This window comes from Ottowia sp. VDI28 (genome assembly GCF_049532675.1).
Taxonomy (GTDB): Bacteria; Pseudomonadota; Gammaproteobacteria; order Burkholderiales; family Burkholderiaceae_C; genus Ottowia.
This window is the reverse complement of the sequence record NZ_CP149820.1, coordinates 6519081-6540503: the sequence shown is the minus strand read 5'-3', so window position 1 is coordinate 6540503 and position 21423 is coordinate 6519081. Positions and strand designations below refer to the sequence as shown.

At 63.6% G+C, this 21423-nt stretch carries 23 protein-coding genes; 16 read left to right on the top strand and 7 right to left on the bottom strand.

Going from position 1 to position 21423, the window contains the following annotated elements:
- Nucleotides 1–10: 10 nt before the first annotated feature.
- A complete protein-coding gene (locus tag WJU18_RS31060; protein ID WP_423458126.1) occupies nucleotides 11–154 on the bottom strand; it encodes a hypothetical protein in 144 nt (47 codons plus the stop codon).
- Nucleotides 155–180: 26 nt separating this feature from the next.
- Here WJU18_RS31060 and WJU18_RS31055 point away from each other — a divergent pair, with 26 nt between their 5' ends.
- From WJU18_RS31055 to WJU18_RS31040, 4 genes are all read left to right on the top strand, one after another.
- Complete coding sequence (locus tag WJU18_RS31055) at nucleotides 181–1167, top strand: DMT family transporter (protein ID WP_423458125.1); 987 nt, start codon at nucleotides 181–183, stop codon at nucleotides 1165–1167.
- A complete protein-coding gene (gene tsaB, locus WJU18_RS31050; RefSeq protein WP_423458124.1) occupies nucleotides 1164–1886 on the top strand; it encodes a tRNA (adenosine(37)-N6)-threonylcarbamoyltransferase complex dimerization subunit type 1 TsaB in 723 nt (240 codons plus the stop codon). The genes WJU18_RS31055 and tsaB overlap by 4 nt, the downstream gene beginning before the upstream one ends.
- A 32-nt stretch (nucleotides 1887–1918) precedes the next feature.
- The gene (rimI, locus tag WJU18_RS31045; protein WP_423458123.1) at nucleotides 1919–2413 is read left to right on the top strand and encodes a ribosomal protein S18-alanine N-acetyltransferase; all 495 of its coding nucleotides are present in this window, start codon (nucleotides 1919–1921) and stop codon (nucleotides 2411–2413) included.
- Between the two features lie 164 nt (nucleotides 2414–2577).
- Nucleotides 2578–3474 carry a uracil-DNA glycosylase gene (locus WJU18_RS31040; protein WP_423461140.1) on the top strand — a complete coding sequence of 299 codons (897 nt, stop codon included), beginning with the start codon at nucleotides 2578–2580 and terminating at the stop codon, nucleotides 3472–3474.
- Between the two features lie 88 nt (nucleotides 3475–3562).
- On the opposite strand, the gene WJU18_RS31035 is transcribed toward WJU18_RS31040, so the two are convergent.
- The gene (locus WJU18_RS31035) at nucleotides 3563–4474 is read right to left on the bottom strand and encodes a LysR family transcriptional regulator (RefSeq protein WP_423458122.1); all 912 of its coding nucleotides are present in this window, start codon (nucleotides 4472–4474) and stop codon (nucleotides 3563–3565) included.
- A gap of 147 nt (nucleotides 4475–4621) precedes the next feature.
- Here WJU18_RS31035 and WJU18_RS31030 point away from each other — a divergent pair, with 147 nt between their 5' ends.
- The 7 genes from WJU18_RS31030 to WJU18_RS31000 all read left to right on the top strand — a co-directional run bounded on the left by WJU18_RS31030 (nucleotide 4622) and on the right by WJU18_RS31000 (nucleotide 10523).
- Nucleotides 4622–5587, top strand: coding sequence for a Bug family tripartite tricarboxylate transporter substrate binding protein (locus WJU18_RS31030; protein WP_423458121.1), 966 nt, complete (start codon nucleotides 4622–4624; stop codon nucleotides 5585–5587).
- A 64-nt stretch (nucleotides 5588–5651) separates the two neighbouring features.
- Nucleotides 5652–6716, top strand: coding sequence for an Ldh family oxidoreductase (locus WJU18_RS31025; protein WP_423458120.1), 1065 nt, complete (start codon nucleotides 5652–5654; stop codon nucleotides 6714–6716).
- Between the two features lie 37 nt (nucleotides 6717–6753).
- Nucleotides 6754–7164, top strand: a complete 411-nt coding sequence (locus tag WJU18_RS31020) for a cupin domain-containing protein (RefSeq protein WP_423458119.1) — start codon at nucleotides 6754–6756, stop codon at nucleotides 7162–7164.
- A gap of 70 nt (nucleotides 7165–7234) precedes the next feature.
- Nucleotides 7235–7774, top strand: coding sequence for a VOC family protein (locus tag WJU18_RS31015; RefSeq protein ID WP_423458118.1), 540 nt, complete (start codon nucleotides 7235–7237; stop codon nucleotides 7772–7774).
- A 73-nt stretch (nucleotides 7775–7847) separates the two neighbouring features.
- Entirely contained in the window at nucleotides 7848–8828 is a 981-nt protein-coding gene (locus WJU18_RS31010; protein WP_423458117.1) for a Bug family tripartite tricarboxylate transporter substrate binding protein, read from the top strand.
- A 17-nt stretch (nucleotides 8829–8845) separates the two neighbouring features.
- Nucleotides 8846–9793: a TRAP transporter substrate-binding protein gene (locus tag WJU18_RS31005; RefSeq protein WP_423458116.1), complete on the top strand. Its 948-nt coding sequence runs from the start codon at nucleotides 8846–8848 to the stop codon at nucleotides 9791–9793.
- Between the two features lie 34 nt (nucleotides 9794–9827).
- Nucleotides 9828–10523: a fumarylacetoacetate hydrolase family protein gene (locus WJU18_RS31000; protein WP_423458115.1), complete on the top strand. Its 696-nt coding sequence runs from the start codon at nucleotides 9828–9830 to the stop codon at nucleotides 10521–10523.
- Nucleotides 10524–10559: 36 nt separating this feature from the next.
- On the opposite strand, the gene WJU18_RS30995 is transcribed toward WJU18_RS31000, so the two are convergent.
- Nucleotides 10560–11519, bottom strand: a complete 960-nt coding sequence (locus WJU18_RS30995) for a VOC family protein (protein ID WP_423458114.1) — start codon at nucleotides 11517–11519, stop codon at nucleotides 10560–10562.
- Between the two features lie 62 nt (nucleotides 11520–11581).
- Here WJU18_RS30995 and WJU18_RS30990 point away from each other — a divergent pair, with 62 nt between their 5' ends.
- Complete coding sequence (locus WJU18_RS30990) at nucleotides 11582–12322, top strand: TetR/AcrR family transcriptional regulator (RefSeq protein ID WP_423458113.1); 741 nt, start codon at nucleotides 11582–11584, stop codon at nucleotides 12320–12322.
- Here the strand turns inward: WJU18_RS30990 and WJU18_RS30985 are convergent, their stop codons facing one another.
- The 4 genes from WJU18_RS30985 to WJU18_RS30970 form a co-directional block, all read right to left on the bottom strand.
- A complete protein-coding gene (locus WJU18_RS30985; RefSeq protein WP_423458112.1) occupies nucleotides 12323–13216 on the bottom strand; it encodes an alpha/beta hydrolase in 894 nt (297 codons plus the stop codon).
- 421 nt (nucleotides 13217–13637) lie between these two features.
- Nucleotides 13638–14063 carry a barstar family protein gene (locus tag WJU18_RS30980; RefSeq protein WP_423461139.1) on the bottom strand — a complete coding sequence of 142 codons (426 nt, stop codon included), beginning with the start codon at nucleotides 14061–14063 and terminating at the stop codon, nucleotides 13638–13640.
- An 89-nt stretch (nucleotides 14064–14152) separates the two neighbouring features.
- Complete coding sequence (locus tag WJU18_RS30975; protein ID WP_423458111.1) at nucleotides 14153–14554, bottom strand: ribonuclease domain-containing protein; 402 nt, start codon at nucleotides 14552–14554, stop codon at nucleotides 14153–14155.
- A gap of 145 nt (nucleotides 14555–14699) precedes the next feature.
- Entirely contained in the window at nucleotides 14700–17021 is a 2322-nt protein-coding gene (locus tag WJU18_RS30970; protein ID WP_423458110.1) for an NADP-dependent malic enzyme, read from the bottom strand.
- A gap of 301 nt (nucleotides 17022–17322) precedes the next feature.
- Between WJU18_RS30970 and WJU18_RS30965 the strand changes: the two genes are divergently transcribed.
- Genes WJU18_RS30965 through WJU18_RS30950 form a run of 4 tightly spaced genes read left to right on the top strand, consistent with a single transcriptional unit; the run spans nucleotide 17323 to nucleotide 20797 of the window.
- Nucleotides 17323–18513, top strand: coding sequence for an IPTL-CTERM sorting domain-containing protein (locus WJU18_RS30965; protein ID WP_423461138.1), 1191 nt, complete (start codon nucleotides 17323–17325; stop codon nucleotides 18511–18513).
- Nucleotides 18514–18528: 15 nt separating this feature from the next.
- Nucleotides 18529–18777, top strand: a complete 249-nt coding sequence (locus WJU18_RS30960; RefSeq protein WP_423458109.1) for an acyl carrier protein — start codon at nucleotides 18529–18531, stop codon at nucleotides 18775–18777.
- A 17-nt stretch (nucleotides 18778–18794) separates the two neighbouring features.
- A complete protein-coding gene (locus WJU18_RS30955) occupies nucleotides 18795–20060 on the top strand; it encodes a cytochrome P450 (RefSeq protein WP_423458108.1) in 1266 nt (421 codons plus the stop codon).
- On the top strand, nucleotides 20057–20797 hold the full coding sequence (locus WJU18_RS30950) for a SapC family protein (protein WP_423458107.1): 741 nt from the start codon (nucleotides 20057–20059) through the stop codon (nucleotides 20795–20797). The genes WJU18_RS30955 and WJU18_RS30950 overlap by 4 nt, the downstream gene beginning before the upstream one ends.
- Nucleotides 20798–21423 lie beyond the last annotated feature (626 nt).

Sequence of the window (21423 nt, the reverse complement as noted above, 5' to 3'; positions counted from 1 at the left end):
TCGTTCAGCTTCAGCTATTGGGTGAGAGCGCTACGCCCTCGCCAGCACCGCGCTCGACGTACCATGCGGCGTTGCTCGTCCTTGCAGGCGTTAGCCTGCCGCGTCCTCGCGCCTTGCCTGGCACGCCGATCACGGCACTGGCGAGGGCGTTCAACTGCCGCTTCCAGGATAATTCACCCCATGCGTTTTTCTCCCCGTGCATCCGGTCTGCTCGCGGCGGTGGTCACGGTGGCCATCTGGACTGGTTTCATCGTCATTGCCCGCGCGTCAGCCGGCCACACCCTGACCCCCTTCGACATCGGGCTGTGCCGCATCCTCGGCGCCTCCCTGGTGCTGCTGCCCTGGGGGCTTTATCTCACGCGCCGTGATCCGGGCAGCAGGACTTCTTCTTCCCTGCTGGGCCTTTCGCCCTTGCCTTTGCGCCAGACGGTGATCGCCGGGTTCTTTGGCGGCCTTTTGTACGCGGTGCTGTGCTACGCGGGATTTTTCTACGCCCCGGCGGCGCATGCTTCAGTGCTGATGCCAGGCAGCCTGCCATTGTGGACGGCGCTGTTGGCTCTTCTGTTTCTCGGCGAACGGCTTACGAAGGCGCGCTTGCTGGGCCTGGTCTGCATTCTGGCTGGCGATGCCGTGGTGGGCGGCATGAGCCTGCTGCGCGGCCTTGGCGGCGGCGAGGTCTGGAAGGGCGACCTGATCTTCATGTCGGCCGCGCTCTGCTGGGCGGTGTATGGCGTATTGGCGCGGCACTTCAAGCTGGATGCGGTGCGCGCCACCATCGCCGTCACCGCATTCGGCTTTTGTACGTATGTGCCGGCCTACGCGGTGCTGGCTTTCCTGGGGCTGCTGCCTAGCCGGTTGGCCAGCGCTCCCTGGAGCGAGATCGCTTTCCAGATGATGTTCCAGGGGTGGGGCTCCGTAGTGATCTCCGGCATCAGCTTCACCTACATGGTTCGTCATTTCGGGCCGGTGCGCTCGACCATGATCACCGCCCTGGTGCCCGGTCTTTCGGCGCTGGGGGCTGTGATCTTTCTGGGCGAGCCCCTGGGTCTTAACCTGTTGGCGGGGCTGGCCCTGGTGACGATCGGCATTCTGTTCGGCGTGCGCGTGGCTCGCGCCCGGGAGACCGACAAGGCAATGATGCCTGCGGTCAGGAGCGTGACACCATGAACCTTCTTGCCTTTGACACGAGCACCGACCAGCTGTCCATCGCCGTGCAGCATGGCGGCCGCACTTGGACGCACACTGGCGCGGGAGGCGCGCAGGCCTCCGCCACGCTGATTCCCGCTGTGCTGGAACTGCTGGCACAGGCAGGGCTTGCGCCAGCCGAGCTGGACGCCATTGTGTTCGGCCGGGGGCCAGGCTCCTTCACTGGTTTGCGCACGGCGTGTTCCGTGGCGCAAGGCTTGGCTTTCGGCGCGCGCCGGGCGGGTGGCGTCCCGGTGCTGCCAGTCGACACCCTGATGGCCGTGGCGGAAGAGGCACGTTTGCAAAACGGGGCCGCCATGAAGGTGCTGGCCCTGCTGGATGCGCGCATGAGCGAAATCTATGGTGCCGCCTATGTCTGGGAGGCCGGCGGCTGGACGGCCGTCCACGGGATCAGTGTGGGCAAGCCGGAGCAATGGGCGCTCCCCACGGGGGAGGATGCAGAAGACGGAAAATGGATACTGGCAGGCAATGCCTGGGCAGCTTATGGGGAACGTCTCCCGGCGCTACTGAGCAGCCTTCCGCGCATCAGCGCGCTGCCCACGGCAAGCGCGCTACTCAGCCTGGCGCCCGCGTTGCTGGCGGCCGGCCAGGCTGTGCCGGCTGATCAGGCGCTGCCGCTCTATATTCGCGATAAAGTGGCGCAAACGACAGCAGAGCGGGCTGCCGCCGCTGAAAATTGAGAACACATCCTAGTACCCTCGCACCCACGCCAATGAGCGCAGTCCCTGATCTTTCCGCCAGCCCTGCCCAAGCGGGGAAGGAAGCTGGCTTCGAGCCGCTCACGCCCGAGCGTTTGCCGGCCGTGCTGGCCATCGAGCAGGTGGCCTATACCCATCCCTGGACGCGCGGCAATTTTCTCGACACGCTGAACGCCGGCTATCAGGCCCAATGCCTGTTGGCCGGTGATGAACTGCTGGGTTACTTCGTGGCCATGAAGGGGGTCGATGAAGTGCACCTGCTCAACATCACCGTCGCGCCGGCGTCTCAGCACCAGGGCTGGGCCTTGGTCATGCTCGATGCCCTCGTCTTGTGGGCACGGAGCCAGGGCGCGCATTGGCTGTGGCTGGAGGTGCGCGTCAGCAACACGCGGGCGCAACACGTTTATCAGCGCTGCGGGTTCGTCCGTGCCGGCCTGCGCAAAGCTTACTATCCTGCCGGCAACGGCCAGCGCGAGGATGCCGTGGTGATGAGTCTTGTGCTGACATGAGCCTCCCCCTGAGTCGCTTACGCGCCTTCCCCCCTGCGGGGGGACGCACCCGGCGGCCTGGCGGAGCCAGCTCCGCGGGTGCCCCGGAATGGCTTGCTCCGCGGCCTTTGAGGGCCTATTTTTGTTGCCGAGCCGCAGGGCGCGCTGAGCTTTGAATGACTGATATGACCTTCCTCGACGACCGCCAGCGTGCCATGCTCGCCGAGATGGGGGTGCGCGTTTGGGCGCCTAAAGCCGTGCCCCGGCCTGCTCAGGTGGAGGAGGCGCCGCTGGTGAGAGCCGCCTCGCACGAAGTGGAGGCTCCTGTGCCTCCACCACCCTCACAGCCAATCTCCTCACCCCCTTCAACGCCTCACATCGTTCCAGCGGCACCAGAGGCTTCATCGGCCCCCACTGCCGTGCCCGGTGAGCGCATGCTGCGCCCCCAGGGTATCGAACTCATGGACTGGCCGCAGCTGGAGGCGGCTGTTGCTGGCTGCCAGGCCTGCGGCCTTTGTGCCGGCCGCACGAACACGGTGTTTGGCGTCGGCAGCCATCAAGCCGAATGGATGGTGGTGGGCGAGGCGCCCGGCGAAAACGAAGACCGCCAGGGCCGGCCTTTCGTCGGCCAGGCGGGCAAGCTGCTCGACAACATGCTGGCGGCCATCAACCTCTCGCGCCAAGCCGGGGATCCTGCCGATGCCCTGACCGAACCGCTCGCGCCGAAACAAGGAAAAGCCCGTAAAGGCGTCTATATCGCCAATGTGCTGAAATGCCGCCCCCCGGGCAACCGCAACCCGCAGCCTGAGGAGATTGCCCAGTGCGAGCCCTACCTGCGCCGCCAGGTGGCCTTGATCCGCCCGAAAATCATCCTCGCCATGGGCCGCTTCGCCGTGCAGTCGCTGCTGCAGACCAGCGAGCCCATCGGCCGGCTGCGCGGCCGTGTGCACCACTACGAAGGTGTGCCCGTGATCGTGACCTATCACCCGGCCTACCTGCTGCGGGCCCTGCCAGAGAAAGCCAAGGCCTGGGACGACTTGTGCCTGGCGCTGGATGTCGCGGGAGGCGCCGCGGCTGGGTGAGCGGCGCATGTCCGAAAAAACCGGAATCTGACCCCCATTTGAGTTTAATGGGGAGTTTAATGGGGGTCAGATTCCGGCTTTTGCCGATTTACCTCGTGCCGACGAAGCTGAAGATGCCTTGGCGCTCCATGCGCGCAAACTCGCCTATGACCAGGTCATGAACCACTGAGAGGGAAGGGTTCGGGCGAGGGTCTATGCGCGTGGCCAGCACCAGCAGGCGATTGAGCTGGATGCCTGATATCTCGGACATCACCACGGGTTCCTGGCGCAGATGCTCGTGAAACACCGAGACAGGCATGACGGTGGCCCACCGTCCGCGCAAGACCAGCTCCCGGATCGAATCCACGGAATCGATCTCCGCCTGGACACGCAGGGACTTTCCCAAGCTGGCCAACTGGCGGTCCACCAGGCCCCGGTGCAGGCTGGTCATTAGAAGCGGTATGCGAATGAGCTGGTTGACTGACACCATGGGGCCGATACCCATCCGGGCGTGCGAGACCAGGGCGAACGGCTCCCCGAGCAGGGGATGGAATGACAGCGCGTGCCCCGGCGGAGGATTGGTCAGCACGGCCATGTCGATCATGCCCCGCTCCAGCCAATCGATCAGTTCCGGCGTGAAGGCCTCTCGGGCGCGCAACTCCAGATTGGAGACCGCGGCGATGGTCTTTTCGAACAGGCCGGGCAGCACCAGGCGGGCCAAAGTGGGCGATACACCGACCACCACCGGCACGGCATCGCGTTCCTGGCTGTGGGCCAGGCGCCGGTTCAAACGCGTGGCCTCCGACAGAATGCGCTGAGCGGATTCATACAACGTGACGCCCGCCTGGGTCAGCCGCACGCCGCGCGGCAGGCGCTGCAGCAGTTGAACACCGGTCTCATTCTCCAGTTCGCGCATCTGCCGGGTGAGCGCGGGTTGCGCAATCGGTATGGCGGCGGCCGCGGCGGTCAGGCTGCCGCTGTCGGCCACGACGACGAAATAGCGAAGAGTTCTGAGGTTCATGAAAAAGTGCATGCCGGCCTGCGATATCAAGATGATATGGCAGGGCGCAAATTAAGCATTAGACAAGCAGGGCTTGCCTCTCTAACCTGCAGGCTCTGCTCCAGCTTCGCATGGGGCGGGCGCCTCACAACAATACAGAGACATCACATGAGACCGATTGGTTTGCTCGCACTGGCGGCCTTGCTCGCCTTGCCCATAGCCGCCAAGGCGCAGCATTACCCGGACAAGCCGATCCGGATGATCATTCCCCTGGCGGCCGGCAGCGCAGTGGATAACGCGGCGCGGCTGGTCACGCGGAAGATGGGGGAGTCCATGGGGCAGGGTTTCGCCATCGAGAACATCACGGGCTCCGCGGGCGTGATCGGGGCCGAGCGCCTGGCGCGTGCGGCGCCAGACGGCTACACGGTTGGGGGCTTCAATGACAGCATCCTGACCATGGTGCCGCACCTGACTGCGAAGATGCCATGGAATGCGCTGACGGATTTCGCGCCGGTATCGTTGGTCGGTACGGTCGAATGGGGTCTGGTGGTCAAGGCCGATTCGCCCTACCGCAGCCTCGCAGATTTCACGGCGGCGGCCAAAGCCGCTCCCGGCAAGCTGAATTACGGCAGCGGCGGAAACGGCAGTCCCCAGCACATCGGCATGGCGCTGGTCCTGGACCGCGCCAACATCAACGTGGTGCATGTCCCTTACAAAGGGGCCACGCCGGCGGCGGTCGCGGTGGCCGCCGGGGAAGTGGAGGCGTCCATGCAAGGCCTGGGCACCGTGACCTCTCTGATCCAGGGCGGCAAGCTGCGGCTGCTGGCGGTTTCCACGCCGCAGCGCCTGCCGCAATACCCGGACGTGCCGACTTTCCAGGAAGCGGGCATGCCCAACTTCACGTTCAACTCGTGGTTTGCGATGGTGGCGCCCGCGGGCACGCCGCCGGCCATCATCGCGCAGCTCAGCAAGGCAGCCCGCGAGGCCGTGGACGATCCCGCCACCCGCGACAAGCTGCTGGCGATCGGCGTGACACCGCGAGGCACCAGCGCGGCGGAATTTGGCGAGGCCACCAAGAACCAATACGAGCTCTACCGCAAGTTGATCCAGGCCAAAGGCATCACCGCCAATTAAGAACACGTTCCAAGGCTCCGTTCAACGCCAGGGCCGCGCTCTCATCTTTCCTCTACCCGCTCACATGACTTCCATCGTCCAGGCGCCAGCGCTGCAGCAATTCATTCATTCCGCCTTTGCCAGGCAAGGCTTGCCGCATGCGGATGCGGCAGAGATCGCCCGGCTCATGACCGAGGCCGACCTGCAGGGCTCCGATGGCCATGGCGTGATTCGCCTGCCGCAATACATCAAACGCATCCAGGCCGGGGGCATCAATACGCATCCCGATATTCGCGTCGTTGAAGAGCGGCCCGGCACGGCGATCGTCGATGGCGACAACGGCATGGGCCACCTGGTGGTCAGCCAGGCGGTGGACATCGCGATCGCCAAGGCCCGCACCTGTGGTGTGGCTTGGGTCAGCACGCGTTTCAGCAACCATGCGGGGCCGGCATCGCTCTACGCCCGCAAGCCGCTGCAGCATGACATGCTGGGCCTTTACTTTGCCGTGGGCAATGCCAACCACCTGCCGCCCTGGGGCGGGATGGACATGCTGCTGTCCACCAACCCGATTGCCGCGGGCATCCCCGCTGGCGAAGAGCCGCCTGTGGTGCTGGACATGGCAACCACGGTGGCGGCCTACGGCAAGGTCAAGGCCAAGGCCAAGCGCGGCGAACTCATGCCCGAGGGCTGGATGATCGACAGGGAAGGCAAGCCCTTGCTCGATCCGAACCGCTCGGGCGAGGGCTTTCTGCTGCCCATCGGTGCGCACAAGGGTTACGGGCTCGCGCTCATCGTGGGGCTGCTCGCCGGCACGCTGGGCGGTGCGGCCATGGGCAGGGATGTGATCGATTTCAATGCGGATTTCAAGACAGTCACCAACACCGGCCAGGCCATTCTCGTGATCGACCTTTCGGCGTTCGGTGATCCGCAGGTGTTCAAGCAGAGCGTCGATCATCTGGTGCGAGACATCCGAGGCAGCGCGCGCCTTCCTGGCGTGGAGCGCATCTGGCTGCCGGGCGAGCAAAGCCACGAGAAGCGGGCACGCTACCGGCAAGAGGGCGTTCCCATCGCGGCGGGGCTGATGAGCGAGCTGCACACGCTCGCCGCCCAGTTGGACATTCCCGCGCTGCAGGAAACCGCATTCGCATGAGCCATCTCCCCCCGATACGCCCCCTCAAGGAGACCCCATGACCACCACTGCCAAGTATGCCGTGCTGCGCCCCGATCAGATCAAAAGCCACGACCGCGGAGGCGGTGCCCGCACCACGCCCTTGGTGCTGCCCTCGGTCGGCGCCACGACGTTCATCAACGGCATCACGGAGTTCGGCCCCGGAGCCGCCATCGCCTTCCACAGCCACAATTGCGAGGAAAGCGTCATGCTGCTCAGCGGGCATGCCTATCTTGACATCGATGGGGATGTGCAGGAACTCAAGCCCCTGGACACGACCTTCATTCCTCCCAACCTGCCGCACCGTTTCCGGAATATGTCGCAGACGGAGCCCATGAAGATCCTCTGGATCTATGCGTCGGTCCATGCCACGCGCACCTCGATGGAAACGGGCGAGACGCGGCCGGTGGCCGCGGAGCACGCCGGGTAGAAGGCTTTGGGCTTTTTGGCCTTTGGGTCTTGGCGCAGGCGCAGGAACAACACCATCAGGAGACATCGGCATGGGACTTCGTTTTCTTGAACACGTGCTCATCCTCACGCACGATCCTGAGGCGACACGAGACTGGTTCGTCGAGAACCTCGGCTTCCGCAACGGCTATCACCCCGAATTCGGTTTTCCGGTGTATTGGCTCTACATCGGCGAGCAGGATGTGATTCACATCGGCAAGGCCAGGCATTCCGAACACCAGGACACTTACCTGAAAACGCCTACCGATGGCGACCGCGATTTCTCGGCGGCCGGCGCGCTCGGCTCGGGCCGCATTGATCATATTTGCCTGAATTGCGAAGGCATCGAGGAGTTCATCGACCGGCTGACCCGGAACGGCGTCGAGTTCAGCGAGCGCAAGGCCCACAACTCCAACCTCTACCAACTCTTCATGCGTGAGCCCATCAATGGCTTGAAAGTGGAGCTCAACTTTGCATGGGACGAAGCCGCCCGGATCGGCCGCGTGCCCGCATGGACGGACGAAGGCCGCAACGAACGGCCTGCGCAGGAGGTCACAGCGAAAGAAGCGCCCGCCAAAGCGACGGCATTCTAGGCATCCGTGCCTGTTCAGGCATCGCGGTCACAGCGGCCAGAAACGATTCACACACCAGAGACTGGAGACACCCATGCTCAACCGACGCCGACTTCTGGCCTGTGGCAGCGCCACGGGCCTTGGTTTCCTCGCGCCCTTGTCCGCCAGGGCCCAGGCTTATCCCAGCGGTTCCGTGACCGTGGTGCTGCCCCTGCAGGCGGGAACCGCATCGGATGTGGCCGTCCGCCACATGGCTGACCGGCTGGGCCAGCGCATGAACGGCAACAGTTTCGTGGTCGAGAACGTGGCCGCGGCGGCAGGTCTGGTGGGGCTGGAACGCATTGGCCGCGCGCGTGCCGACGGCCGCACCGTAGCCGCGCTCAACAACAGCATCCTGACCGTGCTGCCGCATCTGCAGGGCAAGAACATGAAAGGCGACCCGCGAAGCGAGCTGGTGCCCGTGGCCGGTATCGCCAACATTCCCACCTTCTTTGCCGTGCAGGGGAGCTCTCCGATCAAGACCATCGACGATCTGATCAAGGCCGCCAAGACGCAGCGGATCACGTATTCCTCTGGCGGGGTGGGCAGCCCCCAGCACCTGGCCACTGAAATGTTCAATGCCTACACCGGCACCAAGCTGGAGCATGTGCCGTACCGCGGTGCGAGCCAGGCGGCGCTGGCGGTGGCCACCGGCGAGGTCCATGTGATGTCGATGGCGCTGTCGCTGGCGCAGCCATTTCTGGCCGATCAGCGCGTGCGGTTGATCGGTTACTGCGGCAGTGAACGCCATGCGCAGTTTCGCGATCTGCCCACGCTGCAGGAAGAGGGCGTGAAGAACTACGATTATTCGTCGTGGATTGCGTTCTTCCTGCCCAAGGAGGTCCCGCGGGATGCCTTGTCGGAGCTGCGCCGGCAAGCCCAGGCGGTGGCCAGCGATCGCGAGTTTCAGGCGCAGCTGGTCCGCTCGGGGCTCGAACCCTGGGCCAGGGACGAGAAGCAATTGAGCCAGATCGTGGCGGATGACTACGCGCGTTGGGAGAAGATCATCCGCGAAGCCAACATCACCACCACCTGATGCCGGAGCGGCGCGGCATGCTCAAGCGTTCCCACAAGGCACTGAATCTGGCCGGCTACCAAGGCGGGGCTTCCATCCTCACCGTGGCGCTCACAGCCCTGGCGCGCCGGCTCAATGAGGGCGCCGTGGGCACGCCGCACCTGCTGCCGGACGTCACCTCGTGCGGCGAAAGCGCAGCCTCGTTGTTTCGCTCGATCGAAGCGGGCGAACGCCATATCGGCTACATGGCTTCGGGCTATCTGTCCGCGCGCGTGCCCGAGTTGGCGGTGCTCGATCTGCCGTTTTCCGTGCAAGACCGGCAAGCGGCGCTGCAAGCGCTGGATGGGTATGCGGGAGCGCTGCTGCGCGAGGCGGTCGCGCGCCAAAGCGGGTTTCAGGTGCTGGCCTTCTGGGACAATGGCTTTCGCCATGTATCCAACGCGGTGCGCCCCATTTTGTCGCCGGAGGACTGCCGTCACCTGGTGATCCGCACGCTCGACAGCGGCCTCTACCGCCAGGCGCTCGAATCGCTCGGCTTCAGCGCCGTTACGACGGATGTGAAGGATCTGGTGCGTGTAGTCCAAAGTGGCGAGGTTGATGCACAGGAGAATCCGCTGACCAACCTGCTGACTTTCGAGCTGTGGCGGCATCACCCCTATGTGAGCCTGACGGGCCATTTTTTTGGCGTGTTGCTTCTGGTATGCCCGCGCGCCTGGTTCGAGCAGCTTGAACCCGCGCAGCGCCAGGAGCTGCGCGACGCCGTGGCCGATGCCACCGAACTGCAACGCATCAGCGCCGCCAGGCAGGACACGGCCGCCATGATCCGCTTGCGCTCGCTTGGCGTCCACATCGCGGACCAGGCCAGCCTTGACATGGCTGGCCTGCAGCGGGCCACTGCCGCGGTGCGCCAGCGCTTTCTTTCACGGCTGCCCGCTGAGCTCGTGAGTGCTTATTTACCCGCCTTGGCCGGGGAGCAGATAAGCTAGATAAGCTGATCGTTTTTCCAACCACGTTGACACCATGAGCTACCTCTTTTCCCCCACCCCCTTGACGGGCGTTCCCATTGCCGGCAGCCCCGATCTGTTTCCGGTTCACCGCGTGTACTGTGTCGGCCGCAACTACGAGGACCATGCCAAGGAGATGGGGTTCACTGGCCGTGAGCCGCCCTTTTTCTTTCTCAAGCCGGCCGACGCCGTGCTGGTGGTCCCCGAGGGAGAAACCGGCCGCATGCCGTATCCCTCACTAACCAAGAACCTGCACCATGAAATCGAACTCGTGGTGGCCATTGGCAAAGGCGGCGTGAACATCAAGGCCGCGGATGCGCTTTCGCACATCTATGGCTACGCCGTGGGACTGGACATGACCCGCCGCGACTTGCAGAACGACATGAAGAAGCAGGGGCGGCCATGGTGCATCGGCAAGGGGTTCGACTTCAGCGCGCCGATCGGTCCCATCGTGCCGGCACAGGCGGCAGGGGACATCACCAATGCCGCCATCAGCCTGACCGTCAATGGCGGTGAGCGCCAGCGCAGCCATATCCACAAGCTGATCTGGAACATCGCAGAAACCATCGAACATCTCTCCAGTGCTTGGGAGCTCCAACCCGGCGACTTGATCTACACGGGTACGCCGGAAGGCGTGGCCGCTGTCGTCGCTGGCGATACCGTGGTGGGGCAAGTGACGGGCTTGCCCGAGTTGCGCGTGCAGATAGCCTGAGCCGCCTGCAGCCGGCGCGGTTTCAGGCTTTAAGTTTCAGACCTTGGCGCGCCGGCGGCGCAGCAGGCCCGTGCGGTGGCGCAGCAAGCCGGCCGCCATGCGCATGCGCAGCCGCCAGGTGGGCTGGTGGCCCCAGGCGCTGGTTTCCCCCGTATGCTGCTCTTGCCAGCCACCGGGATTGATCTCCCGTGTCAGCGCACCGATCTCGAAATCGAAGCCCGAGGGCGTAGCGCCATAGAAGGAGAAGGTGCCGTCCGGTGCCGGATGCTGCCCAAGGCCCAGGCTGATCGGCACCTTCAGCTGCCGCGCGCGCTCGTAGGCCGTACCCACGCTGGGCAGCTCGCGTGCCTGCAGCATGAAGTGGTGCAGCCGCTTACCCAGCGGCAGCGCCAGCAACGCCAGCGAATGATGGCGGCGGTTGCAGTGCAGGAAAGTGCCTCGCACCTCGATCGGCCCGGTGCGGGCGGCCAGACGTTCGGTCACGGCAAAGCCGGGCAGCGCCATGTAGAAGGCCTCCAGCCGCTCCAGATCGCGCGCGACCAGCACGGCATGGCCCAGGCCAAGCCCCTCGCCCGTGCAGAACCCCGACGGGAAAAATGGCGACGCGAACGGTTGCGCCGCGGGTGCCAGGCCTGTAAACAGTTCCACCGCATTGCCTTCTGGATCGCGCAGCGTGTACAGGCGTTGCACCCGGCGGGCCTTGCGCAGCGGGATATCCGCCGGCCGTGCTGGCGAACCGGCCGACTCCAGGCGCGCAAGAACGGCGTCGAGTGCCGCATCGTCCGCGCATTCGAAACCAATGGCAGCGATGTCGTCGGCTGGCCCGGGCTGCACGATCAGGCGCTGGCTGGCGCCGTCGATCTGCCAACCCTGGCTGCCGTCAATGTTGACCAATGGCGCTCCCAGCCCCAGCACCTGCTGGCAAAAGCGCTGCCAGTCCGGCAGGCGTGAGGCTTCAAATACCAGATAGCCGAGGCTCAGAGGGGATGCAGTCACAATGTCTCCTTTAAAATGTATCTAGTGATCATTTTTAATCACAGTATTGAAAATTGAATGTTATGTCAAATTTTAAGGGCCTGTCAATAGCCGACCTGCCTGCGCCTTTGGCCGAGGCACTGGCCTGGCAGCCGTCCGGGCAAGGCAAGCGCGAACGCACGCGCCGGCAACTGCTGCTGGCAGCCGTGCAGGTATTTGGCGCGCAGGGCGTGCCCGGCGCCACGATTCAGGAGATCGCCGCCGTGGCCGGCATGACGACGGGCACCGTCTACAACCACTTCGACACGAAAGAGGCCATCGTCGCGGCGCTGGCGCTGTGGATGACGGAGGCGCTCAACGCCCGCATCCTGCAAAGCCTGGACGGCGTCGCGGAGGGAGCCCAGCGCACGGTCATCGGCCACCGGCGCCATGTGTGGCTGGCCCGCGAGAGTCCGCGTTGGGCGCTGCTGCTGCTGGAGATTTCCGCCTCGGTCCCCGCGACGGCCCAGTACATCGCGCAGTTCGCACTGGCTGACTTGCGGCTGGGTGTTGAGCAGAAGGCGTTCCATTTGTCCAGCGAGGCGGCGGCGCTGGATCTGGTCATGGGCCTGGGCTCACAGGCCATGCTGACGGCGGCGCAGGGCAAGGCGTCCGCGGATCACGACATGGACACTGCCGCGCTGCTGCTGCGTGGGCTGGGTATGGAGACCGATCACGCTGCCACGGTGGCGCGCAAGCCGTTGCCGGACTTTCCCCCGCTGGACGCGTTGCCGCGGCATCCGCCGGTGGGCTCCGGCGCCTTGCAACTGCTCCAGAAGGCCTGATCAGCCGATACTGGTGCGCAACTCCGGCGCTTTGAAGCACCCGCCGCCGAAGACCTGTGGCAGCGCGGCGCGGTACTCGTCCTGGCCTACGGCGTTGGTGTTGTGGTGCGAACCGCCCTCGACCAGCAGGAACCGTTTGGGCTCATGTGCGGCCTCGAACAGGCGGCGTCCCAGCTCGGGCTGGATGAGCCGGTCCTGCGCCCCGTGCACCACGAGTACGGGCGAGCCGACGCGTCCTATGCGTGAAGCTGATTCGAAGCGCTGTGTGATCAGCGGGCCTACCGGGAGCCAGCCCCACTTCATGGAGCTGGCCACGTCGGGAATGGAGGTGAACGTGCCTTCGAGAATCAGCCCGCGTTCGTCGGTGACTTGCTCGGCCAGCTCCACGGCTACTGCGCCGCCCAGGGAGTGGCCAAAAATGTAGCGGGGCGCTTGCGGATGCTGGCGCGCCAGCCAGTTCCAGGCGGCACGCGCGTCCTCGTAGGCCATATCTTCTGAGGGCAGCTCCCGGGAGGTCTTGCCGAACCCCCGGTAATCGATGGCGAGCACCGAGAAGCCCAGCTCCTGCATGCGTTGAATGCGCGGTGCCGAACCGGTCACGTTGTAGCGGGCACCGTGCAAGTAAAGCAAGACGGGGCTGCAGGCGGCATCGCCCGTTTTTTTCGGCGGCTGGGCCGGATGCCAGAGCCCGTGCAGGCGTACGGGCGCTTTGGTGATGCGCGAGTCATAGTCGATCCACACATCCTGCATGCCGGCCGCCAGGGTGGCCGCATTCCCCCAGCTCCGGTCACTCGGCTGGAAGATCCATTCGCGTTGCTTCTCATCCAGTACGGCGCAGCCGGCCGCGAGCAGGGCGAGGAGCACCAGGCCCGTGATGATGTGGAGTCGCTTCATGGAGATGGATGGATGCCGGGTAAGCGAAAAAGTTCGGTGGAGTGATTGGACCGGTGGCGCCCATTGTCCAACGAAGCTGTGGGTTCGAGAAATTGGAATCTGACCCCTGTTTTCTCACAGTGGACGCCGTTCGTGGCTAAAGCCGCTCCTACAAGGGTGCCGTGTCAGGCACGAAAAAGCCCGCCTCAAGGACGGGCTTTGCGGCCATCGGCGCTACGCGGCGACGGTCAGGCGGCGGAGAGCCAGTAGCCCGCGTTGAAGGGGCTGCTCATGCGCAGTGCCAGGGGAGAGATGTCGACAAGCTTGTCGGTGGGCATCTTTTCACCTGGTTCGGCGGCCGGATCGGCTGCAACCGTGCGGGATGCTTCGCCTTGTGGAGCCTCGTTCGCCCGTTCTGCTTGGCTGGTTTGCGCAGAACGGGCTACAGAAAAGAATAGAAGCACCGGAAAGGGATCTTGCGATCGCCCCAGTAATCGGCGGCATCGCGGAAGATATCGAGCAACTGCTCGCGGGCTTCCTTGTCGAACTTGGCCGTGGCGGGAATCTGCTCCAGCACCACGATGAAGCCCGGTTGCGGGCCCGACTTGTGCAGCGGGTCGGTCATGCAGTCGTACAGGGCGTCGAAATTCTTGCCGAAGTGCGCCGGGAAGGTGAACTGGTCGGCAATCATGTCCAGCACGTCTTGCTTGGTCTGTGCGTTAGCAAGATTGGCATACAGGAAGTGCTGGTTGAGTTGCACTGCCGCGTCTTGGAGATCCGTCACGCGGAATGCGCGGATCGATTGCACGATGTTCGAGCGAACCCCTTTCAAGGGGACCTCTTGTGATTGACGAAGTGGTGCGTCCATCTCCGCTGCTTTCTCTTTAGTAAGTAACCGGTCTGCCGGAGGCGGCATCTGCGACTGCGAGGGTGCCGCCTGAAATTGTTCAAGCGCCTTCATTCAATGATCCTTCTGAAACTCGAGTAGTGATCGCTCGTGTAGTAACATGCATCAGGTGCGGTGCGCTGTGGGCCGCCGCATACGATGCGCCGAGCGCCGCGATTACGCGCGCCGGGGGTTTCGACGGTGTATTCCCGGTAATAGCCACGCCGCTGCCTGGGCAGCAGACGCTCGCGATTGCCGAAGACGGTACCGTCCTTCTCGTGAGCGAACGGACCACCCTGCAGGATGCGCTGATACGTCAGCCGTCCTTCTTTAGGGAGCTCCGTTGCCGCCATGGTGGTAGCCGCCGATTCCTGAAAGAACCCGCGTGCCTGAACCGCGCCCATTCCAGAGCCGGCCAGCAGCGACACCGCCAAAAGCGACCGCGCAGCATACGATGCCACTGTTCGCAACATGAAAAACACCTTTCGGAAACCTCCGGGTTAACCCGAGAATTCCAAGGCGCTAGTGTGACTCAGCCGCAACGAAAAAGCAAGAGGGCTGCCTAAATAACAGGCAGCCCTTGTGGTTGATCTGGCTCGTTTAGTGAGTATTCACTCTTCAGTGAGCCCCCGCTGCATCGGCATTTGCGTCAGCGACAGCCAGTGCGGTCATGTTCACGATACGCCGCACAGTGGTGCTCGGCGTGAGAATGTGAACCGGTTTGGCCGCGCCGAGCAGCATCGGGCCGATGGCGATGTTGCCTCCGGCGGCCACTTTGAGCAAGTTGTAGGCAATATTGGCGGCGTCCAGGTTGGGCAGGACCAGCAGGTTGGCATCACCCGTCAGGGGACTGTCGGGCATGACTTCCCGGCGCTGGGCTGCGTGGAGCGCGACATCGCCGTGCATTTCGCCATCCACTTCCAGCCAGGGTGCCTGCGCCTGGAGGATTTCTAGTACCTGGCGCATTTTCTGGGCGCTCGGCTGGTTGGATGAGCCGAAGTTGGAGTGTGATAGCAAGGCGGCCCTGGGCTTGTGGCCAAAACGCATCATTTCCTCGGCCGCCATCACGGTGATCTCGGCCAACTGTTCAGCGGTGGGGTCGACGTTGATGTGGGTGTCGACCAGGAAGATCTGGCGGCCAGGGAGCATGAGGCCGTTCATGGCCGCGAAGGTGCGCGCGCCGGGTTTTTTGCCGATAACCTGATCGATATAGACCAGGTGCATGGCGTTGGTGCCCCAGGTGCCGCAGATCATGCCGTCGACGTCGCCCGCGCGCAGCAGCATGGTGCCGATGAGAGACAGGCGGCGGCGCATCTCGATCTTGGCGATGGGTACGGTGATGCCCTTGCGTTTGGTCAGCTCATGGTAGGTCTGCCAGAAGCCCCGGTAGCGGTCGTCATGCTCGACGTTCACCACATCGTAATCGCGGCCCTCCACCAGGCGCAGGCCGAATTTCTCGATGCGCTGGGCGATGATGGCGGGGCGGCCGATGAGCGTGGGCCGGGCAATGCCGTCGTCGACCACGATCTGGGCTGCGCGCAGCACACGCTCTTCCTCGCCTTCGGCGTAGGCAATGCGCTTTTTGGTGGCGGAGCGGGCGGCATCGATGATGGGTTTCATCGTGGTGCCGGAGGCATAGACGAACGTCTGCAGCTTGTCCCGGTAGGCTTCGAGATCGGCGATAGGGCGGGTGGCTACACCGCTGGCCGCCGCGGCTTGGGCCACGGCGGGCGCGATCTTGATCATCAGGCGTGGGTCGAAAGGCTTGGGAATCAGGTATTCAGGCCCGAATGCCAGTTTTTCGCCCACGTAGGCGCGTGCCACCACTTCGCTCTGCTCGGCCTGGGCCAGATCGGCGATGGCGTGGACGGCAGCAATCTCCATCTCGTCGGTGATGGTGGTGGCGCCGCAATCGAGCGCGCCGCGGAAGATATAGGGGAAACACAGGACGTTGTTGACCTGGTTCGGGTAGTCGGTGCGGCCGGTGGCCATGATGGCGTCGTCGCGCACCGCCTTCACGTCTTCCGGCGTGATCTCGGGATAGGGATTGGCCAGGGCCAGGATCAGCGGATGCGCCGCCATGCGGGCCACCATGTCGCCCTTGAGCACGCCGCCGGCGGAGAGACCCAGGAAGATGTCGGCGCCGTCGATGACTTCGGCCAGCGTGCGTTTGTCGGTCTTTTGCGCATAGATGGCTTTGTCGGGGTCCATCAGTTCGGTGCGCCCTTCGTAGACCAGGCCCTTGATGTCGGTGACCCAGACGTTTTCGCGGCGCACGCCCAGCTTGACCAGCAGGCCTGTGCAGGCCAGGGCGGCCGCGCCCGCACCGGAGACGACGAGCTTGACGTCCTCGATGCGCTTGCCCACCACTTTCAACCCGTTGACTACCGCTGCGCCGACCACGATGGCCGTGCCATGCTGGTCGTCGTGGAAGACGGGAATTTTCATGCGCTCGCGCAGCTTGCGCTCGACGATGAAGCATTCCGGCGCCTTGATGTCTTCGAGGTTGATGCCGCCGAAAGTGGGCTCCAGGGCGGCGATGATCTCGACCAGCTTGTCGGGGTCTTTCTCGTTGATCTCGATGTCGAACACGTCGATGCCCGAGAACTTCTTGAACAGGACCGCCTTGCCTTCCATCACGGGCTTGCCCGCCAGGGGCCCGATGTCGCCCAGGCCGAGCACGGCGGTGCCGTTGGTCACCACACCGATGAGGTTGCCGCGCGCGGTGTACTTGAAGGCTGCCAAGGGGTCCTTGACGATCTCCTCGCAGGGCGCGGCCACGCCAGGCGAATAGGCCAGCGAAAGCTCGTGCTGGTTCACCAACTGCTTGGTGGCCGTCACGGCGATCTTGCCCGGCACGGGATGCTCGTGATAGTCCAATGCAGCCTTGCGGTGCTCGGCACGCCTTTCTTCGCTGGAGACATGGATGGGATCGGACATGGACAGAGCTCCTGGCGTTGCGCGCCTACGAAAGGGATGAGAGGGTTTGGGATTCTAGGACGTGTTCAATACAACCCGGGCGCTTCCGGGTGGTGGCGCGGCTTTCACGGAAAATTTTTGCCTGGAACCTTGATTGATTATTTGGATTTTTCATGTTTCATTTGGTTTTAATAATTTGCATTAATGATGCAAAAACAATAGACTTTTAAGTCCTATTAACTATTACAAACCAACTGGCATGGTTACGAGCGCTCCACCGAAGTCTTCACCGCCGCTCCTGCTCCGTACAACCCGCCCGTTGGTGCGTTCCCTGCTGCTAGGCGGCCTGCTGAGCGCCAACTGCGTGTGGGCCGGCACGTGGAACATCACTTTCACCCCGCAACAGACGCTTGACACCCCGCCTGTGCCGGTGTTCAGCTTCGCACCTCCGAGTGGTGCCCGCTTTGGCAGCGTTGTCCGTTGCACTGGCGGTGACATCACGTTTGACCCGGCGAACGGTGTTTTTCAGTTGCCATTCAGTGATGCGAGTCAGGCCTTCGTCGCATTCGAAAACATCTATGCCAGCCCCTCGAGTGTGGCCGTGACCGTGACGCCTAGCGGAAGTGCTGACGCTGTTTGTGCGTTGGATGCTTTGCCGACGGTCTACACCTATAACGCTGCCGATGTCGATGCAGGCAGTGCCACTCAGAGCTTTTCGAGCACCCTCCACGAGGGCTATGTACGCCTGATTGACGTTGCCTACGATCCGGCCACAGGGTACAGCGTGAATAGTGCGCTGCCGGCGAGCTCAGGTTCTTTCACCTCGGATTTCTTTCAGGCCGATCCCAACTTTTTCGACTACACCACGGCCATGCCTGGCACGGCTGGTGCGGCTCAAGCCAGCATTGCCGCCAGCGGAACCGTATCCTCCAACGTGTTCGTGAACGCCAAGACCACGGCGGCCACGGTGGCGTTCGAGCTGACGAGCCCGCAGCCTACCGACAGCATCATCACTTTCACCGTGGAGGCTGTACCGAAGACATATCCCGGCTCAAACGGCAACTACGATCCTGTCGCCTTGGGCTATGAGCCGACCTACAGCACACCGACCACCGTGACGGTGACCATTCCTGCGGGGTCTACCACCGTTAGCGTAACGATCCCGGGCATTCTGCCTGGCTCGGAGGTGGCCATCACGCCCGTCAGCCACCCCGGCTCCGTGGTGGGCACCCCTGTCTTGGTGAAGACCTCCCCGTTGCCCGTGGCCACTTTGTCGCAGACGCCGATTCCACTGACCAATGTGGTGGCCACTCCCGGCGAGCCCGGCCCCTTCACTGAAACTGTTCCCACCAACGTGATCGACTTCAAGGTCACCCTTGATGTGCCCACCGTGATACCGCCTACCACGCCCCAGGCTGTTCCTACCCTGGGTGAATGGAGCCTGGGGCTGCTGGGCGCATTGATCGCTGGTTTCGCGGCCCTGCGCAGGCGGTCTTTCGCGAGCCGCTCCTGATCTATCATCAGGTCCATGACCACCAGCCTGTCGCGCGCCAAGGCACTGCTGTCCAAGTGCCTGCTGATCCCCGAGGACCATATTGACGATGATGCCAACGTCGGGGATTTGCGAGAGGTCGACAGCCTGATGTTCGAAGGCATCGTGATCGAGATCGAGAACGCCACTGGGGCGGAAGCCGACGTGATGGACCTGCTGCAGCTCAGGACCGTCCGCGATGTGGCCAAACTGCTGGACGGACAGCCGCTGAGCATTCCAGACTGACGCTGGTTTCCGCGCTGATGGATCCGTCCGACATCTGCAACGAGCTCTATCGCCTCGCCCGCACCCAACCGGGTGAATCGCATCTTCACCGCTACAGCGGGCGGCGGGTCTGGCTGGTGCAGGACCCGCGGGATGCGCATCGGATTCTCAAGGCCAATGTGGCCAATTGGCCCAAGCACATGGCCTGGATGCGCCAGACACTCGGGCCCTCGCGCATGTCCGAGAACCATGAAGCCTGGGCCTTCCGCAGGCAGCTGACGCAACCTCATTTCAACCACTACGACGTGGAGAAAACGGTTCAGGCCACCCGGGCGGCTTTTCACCAGGCGCTGCCAGAATTGATAGAGCAAACCCAGGCCGCCCCGTTGTCAGACGAGAGGCTCCGGGGGATGACCATCCAGGTGCTGGCCGAGGTCATGCTCGACATCGATTTTCAGGCTACGGGCATCGATCCGCAAAGCCTTTTCCAACTGCTGGAACTGGGGGCGCAATACGCGTTCGTACCTCCTGGCGGCTTCGCGGGCGACATACGGCGGCAGCACTTGATCCGGCTTAATGCGGCTAAGGCGCGGGTCATGCAGGATATGGCCTTGTTCCGGCAGGCGGAGTTTGCCGGCAAGCCCATCATCCGCGATATGCTGCAAGCCGAGGCCGCCACCCGCCATCAGCCTGACCGGTTTGTCCTGGAGCAGGAGCTGATCACCCTGTTCGCCGCGGGCTCGGAAACCAGTGCCAGCATGTTCGGCTGGGCTTGCCATCTGCTGGCCCAACATCCCGCGGTGCAAGGTCAATTGCGGGAAGAGGCGCGGGCCTGTTCTGATCCGATAGGATCACCGGCTCCTTTGCTGGACGACTTTCTCAGCGAGACCATGCGCCTGTTTCCCGCCAACCCCATACTGAGCCGATACGCCCTCGAGGCTGATGCTTTCGCAACGGGTTCGGTTGAGGCTGGTGACGTGGCGCTGGTGTCGCTGGTCGGCCTGCAGATGCATAGCCAGTGGCGTGACCACCCGTGGCAGTTGGACTTATCCGCCGCCAGAGCGCACCATAACCGCGAGGGCAGCGGTTTTGGCACGGCATTTGGTGTCGGCGAGCGTGTATGCGGCGGGCGCTTGTTTGCCCTGACGGAAATGCGTACGCTGGTGCGCGAACTCGTGTTGCATGCGCAGGTTTTGCCCACGGCTCAGGAACCGCTGGACCAGCCGATCGATCTGCAATGGTGCTCCCTTCTGGTACGGCGCGGCGGCCACCGTGTCCGCCTGCAACCTTTAGCCGTCGCATGACACCTCATTTGCAGCTCCTTTCGTCCGAACAACACATCGGTCTGGGCCTGCGCCCGGTGCCCGATTGGGCTTTTTGCCAGCCGCTGGACGTGGTGCCCATCGCGCTCTCTGAATTTGCGGATGTGGTGACCAGCTACCCCATCATCTTTTCGGTGGGTCCGGTGCCCCAGGCGCTGGCTGTGCTGGGCTTGGCGCAAGGGAAGAATGATTTTCTGGATGCCGATCAGCAGTGGCCTGCGCACCAGTACGTGCCCGCGATCTTGAAGTTCCACCCCTTCTCCATGGGGGTGGGCCCTGCGCCTGCCAACCAGGCTATCGTGATGCTGGATGTCAGCAGCCCGCGCGTGGTGCCGCTGGAAGACGACGACGCGGCGCAGCCTTTGTTCACTTTCGATGGCAAGCCTTCTCCCACGCTGGCGCCTCTGATTCAGAAGCTGGGCACGCACGCCGCTTCCCTGAAGGAAACGGGTGCCTTCATACACGCCTTGAGCCAGGCGCAACTGCTTGCGGACGTGCGCGCTGACATTCAGCTGCCCGATGGTGCCACGCACCAGACCCGCAGCTTCCGATGTGTGAATGCGTCGGCGTTCCGCCAATTGAAGGAGCCGGAACTGAGCGCCTGGTTTCGCCAGGGGTGGACGGATGCCGTGGCGCTTCATTTGGCCAGTCTTCGGCGGTGGACGCTTTTGTTTGAGCGGCGGCAGGCGGGGGTGGTGATGCCGCATGGCGAGGCCTGAGTTGACGGGTTTCGCTGGGCTCCTCGGAATGGACTCTCTCTCCCTTTCTTTCCCCCTCTCCCTCTGGGAGAGGGCAGGGGTGAGGGCTTTCACGGCGGTTGACCTTAGTGGTCTTCTGCTTCCTAATGGCCTCCTGTTGTTGATCTACGGTCGGAGGCCGGGATTGCCCCCGGCGGTGCAGTCACTTTCTTTTGCGTCGCCAAAAGAAAGTAACCCAAGAAAAGGCGACCCCACTTGCCGTGTCCCTACGCTTCGCTGCGGGCAACCTGTGGTGCTCGATCGAGGGGTGGTGCCGTCGAACTCGCTATGTTCACTGCGTTCACGCCGCTCAAACAACGCCGGCAAGTCAGATCTTGAAGCAAGGGCATCTTGCAGTGCCCTTGCCCACCCCTCGCTCTGCGCTCCTCGGCACGGCCAGAGGGGACCCGTGGCTCGGGCCATTGCTTTGCTCGGCCTGCGAATAGTCAGACCGCGCTACGCTCGGTGGTCTTTTCCGCTCTCCCCCTGGGCGATCGTATGCCCAGATCCCCGGGGCTTGCCCCCTGTAGGAGCGGCTTTAGCCGCGAATGGGCGATCCGGGAGGACAGGCCATCGTGTGAGGACTTTCACAGCGGTTGATCTAAATG

Bases quoted from the DNA above. Each gene is read 5' to 3' on its own strand.
- WJU18_RS30975 (WP_423458111.1), bottom strand. From the start codon at position 14,554: ATGTTGCGAACAGTGGCATCGTATGCTGCGCGGTCGCTTTTGGCGGTG.
- WJU18_RS31025 (WP_423458120.1), top strand. From the start codon at position 5,652: ATGACTTCCATCGTCCAGGCGCCAGCGCTGCAGCAATTCATTCATTCC.
- WJU18_RS31020 (WP_423458119.1), top strand. From the start codon at position 6,754: ATGACCACCACTGCCAAGTATGCCGTGCTGCGCCCCGATCAGATCAAA.
- WJU18_RS31015 (WP_423458118.1), top strand. From the start codon at position 7,235: ATGGGACTTCGTTTTCTTGAACACGTGCTCATCCTCACGCACGATCCT.
- WJU18_RS31035 (WP_423458122.1), bottom strand. From the start codon at position 4,474: ATGAACCTCAGAACTCTTCGCTATTTCGTCGTCGTGGCCGACAGCGGC.
- tsaB (WP_423458124.1), top strand. From the start codon at position 1,164: ATGAACCTTCTTGCCTTTGACACGAGCACCGACCAGCTGTCCATCGCC.
- WJU18_RS30950 (WP_423458107.1), top strand. From the start codon at position 20,057: ATGACACCTCATTTGCAGCTCCTTTCGTCCGAACAACACATCGGTCTG.
- WJU18_RS31055 (WP_423458125.1), top strand. From the start codon at position 181: ATGCGTTTTTCTCCCCGTGCATCCGGTCTGCTCGCGGCGGTGGTCACG.
- WJU18_RS30985 (WP_423458112.1), bottom strand. From the start codon at position 13,216: ATGAAGCGACTCCACATCATCACGGGCCTGGTGCTCCTCGCCCTGCTC.
- WJU18_RS30955 (WP_423458108.1), top strand. From the start codon at position 18,795: ATGGATCCGTCCGACATCTGCAACGAGCTCTATCGCCTCGCCCGCACC.
- WJU18_RS30990 (WP_423458113.1), top strand. From the start codon at position 11,582: ATGTCAAATTTTAAGGGCCTGTCAATAGCCGACCTGCCTGCGCCTTTG.
- WJU18_RS31030 (WP_423458121.1), top strand. From the start codon at position 4,622: ATGAGACCGATTGGTTTGCTCGCACTGGCGGCCTTGCTCGCCTTGCCC.
- WJU18_RS31005 (WP_423458116.1), top strand. From the start codon at position 8,846: ATGCTCAAGCGTTCCCACAAGGCACTGAATCTGGCCGGCTACCAAGGC.
- WJU18_RS30980 (WP_423461139.1), bottom strand. From the start codon at position 14,063: ATGGACGCACCACTTCGTCAATCACAAGAGGTCCCCTTGAAAGGGGTT.
- rimI (WP_423458123.1), top strand. From the start codon at position 1,919: ATGAGCGCAGTCCCTGATCTTTCCGCCAGCCCTGCCCAAGCGGGGAAG.
- WJU18_RS31040 (WP_423461140.1), top strand. From the start codon at position 2,578: ATGACCTTCCTCGACGACCGCCAGCGTGCCATGCTCGCCGAGATGGGG.
- WJU18_RS31000 (WP_423458115.1), top strand. From the start codon at position 9,828: ATGAGCTACCTCTTTTCCCCCACCCCCTTGACGGGCGTTCCCATTGCC.
- WJU18_RS31010 (WP_423458117.1), top strand. From the start codon at position 7,848: ATGCTCAACCGACGCCGACTTCTGGCCTGTGGCAGCGCCACGGGCCTT.
- WJU18_RS30960 (WP_423458109.1), top strand. From the start codon at position 18,529: ATGACCACCAGCCTGTCGCGCGCCAAGGCACTGCTGTCCAAGTGCCTG.
- WJU18_RS30970 (WP_423458110.1), bottom strand. From the start codon at position 17,021: ATGTCCGATCCCATCCATGTCTCCAGCGAAGAAAGGCGTGCCGAGCAC.